The sequence below is a fragment of the Phenylobacterium sp. genome (assembly GCF_044236515.1).
Taxonomy (GTDB): Bacteria; Pseudomonadota; Alphaproteobacteria; order Caulobacterales; family Caulobacteraceae; genus Phenylobacterium.
Map to the genome: position 1 here is coordinate 1 of NZ_JBIIGK010000225.1, position 3620 is coordinate 3620.

4 protein-coding genes are annotated in these 3620 nt (G+C 68.9%); all 4 read right to left on the reverse strand.

The genetic code is table 11. The annotated features are described in order from the left end of the window. A complete protein-coding gene (gene phoU, locus ACILRF_RS15365) occupies nucleotides 1–690 on the reverse strand; it encodes a phosphate signaling complex protein PhoU (protein ID WP_395674428.1) in 690 nt (229 codons plus the stop codon). 15 nt (nucleotides 691–705) lie between these two features. Further along, entirely contained in the window at nucleotides 706–1518 is an 813-nt protein-coding gene (gene pstB / locus ACILRF_RS15370) for a phosphate ABC transporter ATP-binding protein PstB (RefSeq protein WP_395674430.1), read from the reverse strand. Between the two features lie 5 nt (nucleotides 1519–1523). Further along, entirely contained in the window at nucleotides 1524–2813 is a 1290-nt protein-coding gene (gene pstA / locus ACILRF_RS15375; RefSeq protein ID WP_395674432.1) for a phosphate ABC transporter permease PstA, read from the reverse strand. After that, nucleotides 2806–3620 (reverse strand): phosphate ABC transporter permease subunit PstC (gene pstC, locus ACILRF_RS15380; protein ID WP_395674434.1); only part of this gene is annotated, 815 nt, incomplete at its 5' end. The genes pstA and pstC, both read right to left, overlap by 8 nt.

Below are 3620 nucleotides of genomic sequence, written 5' to 3' on the forward strand. Positions count from 1 at the left end.
TCAGGCCTGGAAGGCGTCGGTCTTGGGGCGGTTCGCCATCTCCTCGCCGGTGACCTCGTAGCAGACCATCTCGGCGATGTTGGTGGCGTGGTCGCCGATGCGCTCGAGGTTCTTGGCCACGAACAGCATGTGGGCGCAGGCGGTGATCGTCCGCGGATCGCCCATCATGTAGGTGAGCAGTTCGCGGAACAGGCTGTTGTAGTGCTCGTCGACCTCGTCGTCCTGCGACCAGACGGCGACGGCGCGCTCGGCGTCCGAGCGGGTGTAGGCGTCAAGCACCGCCTTGAGGCGGGCGGCGACCAGCTTGCCCAGCCGCTCCAGCGAGCGGGTCAGGGGAGCCATCGGCTCGGATTCGACGATCACCAGGGTGCGCTTGGCGATGTTCTTGCCGAGGTCGCCGATCCGCTCCAGCTCGCCGGCGATCTTCATGGCGGCGACGGTGCGGCGCAGGTCGTTGGCCATCGGCTGGCGCAGAGCGATCAGGCGGATGGCCTTGCGCTCGATGTCCTGCTGCAGCACGTCGAGCTGGTCGTCGCGCTCCATGGCGGCGGAGGCCAGGCTCTGGTCACGCTTGACCACGGCGTTGATGGCGTCGGCGACCTGCGCCTCGGCCAGGCCGCCGAGCCGCGCGCATTCGGCGGTGAGGGTGTTCAGCTCGTCTTCGTACGACTTGACGATGTGCTCGTTCATGATCGCCGCCTCCCCTTAGCCGAACCGGCCGGTGATGTAGTCCTGGGTGCGCGAGTCCCGGGGGTTGGTGAAGATTTCGTCCGTGGCGCCCGACTCCACGAGCTTGCCGAGGTGGAAGAAGGCCGTCACCTGCGAAACCCGGGCCGCCTGGGCCATCGAGTGGGTGACGATGACGATGCAGTATTCCTCGCGCAGTTCGTCGATCAGCTCCTCGACGCGGGCGGTGGCGATCGGGTCGAGCGCCGAGCAGGGCTCGTCCATCAGGATCACTTCGGGATGGACGGCGATGGCGCGGGCGATGACCAGCCGCTGCTGCTGGCCGCCGGACAGGCCGGTGCCCGGCTGGTGCAGGCGGTCGGCGACCTCGGCCCACAGGCCGGCGCGCTTCAGCGAGGTCTCGACGACGCCTTCGAGTTCGGACTGCGAGGTCGCCAGGCCGTGGATGCGCGGGCCGTAGGCGACGTTCTCGAAGATGCTCTTCGGGAACGGGTTCGGCTTCTGGAACACCATGCCGACCCGGGCGCGCAGCAGGACGGGGTCCAGGCCGCGGTCGTTGACGTCCTCGCCGTCGATCTCGATCGAGCCGGAGACCTTCGCGCCCGGGATGCTGTCGTTCATCCGGTTGATGCAGCGCAGGAAGGTCGACTTGCCGCAGCCGGAGGGACCGATCAGGGCAGTGACGGCCCGGGCCGGCACGTCGAGCGAGACGTCGAACAGCGCCTGCTTGTCGCCGTAGAAGACGCTGACGTCGCGGGCCTTCATCTTGACCTCGCCGGTCGGGGCGCGGGCCGAGGCGGTGTTCACCTCGATGTGGGGGGTCATGTTCATAGGTTTCACCAGCGGCGCTCGAACCGGCGGCGGACCAGGATGGCCGCGAGGTTCATGACGATCATGAAGACGAGGAGGACGATGATGGCGGCGGCGGTGCGCTCGTGGAACGCCCGCTCCGAGGCGTTCTCCCAGATGAACACCTGCACCGGCAGGACGGTGGCGGCGTCGGTCAGGGCGGCCGGCACGCCGGGCACGAAGGAGACCATGCCGATCATCAGCAGCGGCGCCGTCTCGCCCAGGGCGTGGGCCAGGGAGAGGATGGCGCCGGTCATGACGCCGGGCATGGCCAGCGGCAGGACGTGGTGGAACACCGTCTGGGTGCGCGAGGCGCCCATGGCCAGGGCGGCCTCGCGGATCGAGGGGGGCACCGCCTTGAGCGCCGCGCGGGTGGCGATGATCACCGTCGGCAGCGCCATCAGCGCCAGCACCAGACCGCCGACCAGCGGCGAGGAGCGCGGCACCGCCAGCCAGTTGATGAACACCGCCAGGCCGAGCAGGCCGTAGACGATGGAGGGCACGGCGGCGAGGTTGTTGATGTTGACCTCGATGAGGTCGGTCCAGCGGTTCTTCGGCGCGAACTCTTCCAGGTAGACCGCCGCCAGGACGCCGATCGGCACGGCCAGGGTGGCGGTGACCAGCAGCATCAGCAGCGAGCCGACGAGGGCGCCGAGCACCCCGGCCTGTTCCGGCTCGGTCGAGTCGGAGCGGGTGAAGAAGTGGGTGTTGAAGCCGGAGCTGACCGCGCCTTGGGCTTCCAGCTTGTCGAGCCAGTCGAGCTGGCGGTCGTTCAGCTTGCGGCTGTCCGGCGGCGTCGAGCGCTGGATCTCGCCCTTGAAGTAGAGGGCGGCGTCGGCGCGGACCGGGCCCTCGACCTTCAGCGTCTGGCCGATCAGACCCGGGTTGTCGCGCACCTGCTCCAGCAGTTTGAAGCCCATGTCGTTGGAGACGAGCTGCATCATCAGGCCCGAGGCGCGGCCGAACTCGTCGTCGCGCTCGCCGACCTTCTTGAGGATCGCCTGGGCGACCAGCAGGTCGTAGTTGGCGCCAGTCGGGTCGGCGGCGTCGACCCGGGCCGGATCGATGTAGACCTCGGCGGTCATGCGGTAGTCGACGAAGGTGGTGTAGCCCTGCAGACCGATGCGGCCGAGCAGGACGGCCAGGAAGGCCAGGGCCACGAAGATGGCGGTGCGGCCGTACCACATGAACCGCGTCTCACGGGCGCGGCGCAGTTTGAGGCGCCGCTCGAGCTCGCTGCGGCGCTGAACGGCGCGGGAGGGGGCGGCGTCAGTCATATTGTTCCCGGTACTTCTGCACGACCCGCAGGGCGACCACGTTGAGCACGAGGGTGACGGTGAACAGCGCCAGGCCGAGGCCAAAGGCGGCGAGGGTCTTGGGGCTGTCGAACTCCTGGTCGCCGGTCAGCAGGGTGACGATCTGCACCGTCACCGTGGTCACGGTGTCCAGGGGATTAAGGGTCATGCGGGCTTGCAGGCCGGCGGCCATCGTGACGATCATCGTCTCGCCGACAGCGCGGGAGACAGCCAGCAGCAGGGCGCCCATGATCCCGGGCAGGGCGGCGGGCAGGACGACGCGCTTGACGGTCTCGGAGCGGGTCGCGCCCATCGCCATGCTGCCGTCGCGCAGGGACTGGGGCACGGCGTTGAGGATGTCGTCGGACAGTGAGGAAACGAACGGGATCAGCATGATCCCCATCACCGCGCCGGCGACCAGGGCCATCTGGTTCTGGACCTGAGCGAGGTAAAGGCCAAGCCCGTGGAACGGGCCACCCACGAGCTGTTCGCCGAGGCCGTTGAAGAACCCGCGGAACAGCGGCCCGACGGTCAGGGCGGCGAAGAAGCCGTAGACGACGGTGGGCACCCCGGCGAGCACCTCGAGCAACGGCTTGACCACCGCCCGGGTGGTGCGGCCAGCGTATTCGGACAGGTAGATCGCCGACAGGAGACCGACCGGCGCGGCGACCGTCATGGCGATCAGCATGATCAGGAAGGTGCCGGCGAACAGCGGCACGGCGCCGAACGCGCCCTTGGCCGCCACCTGGTCGGCGCGCATGGCGATCTGCGGGTCCCAGGTGGTCCCGA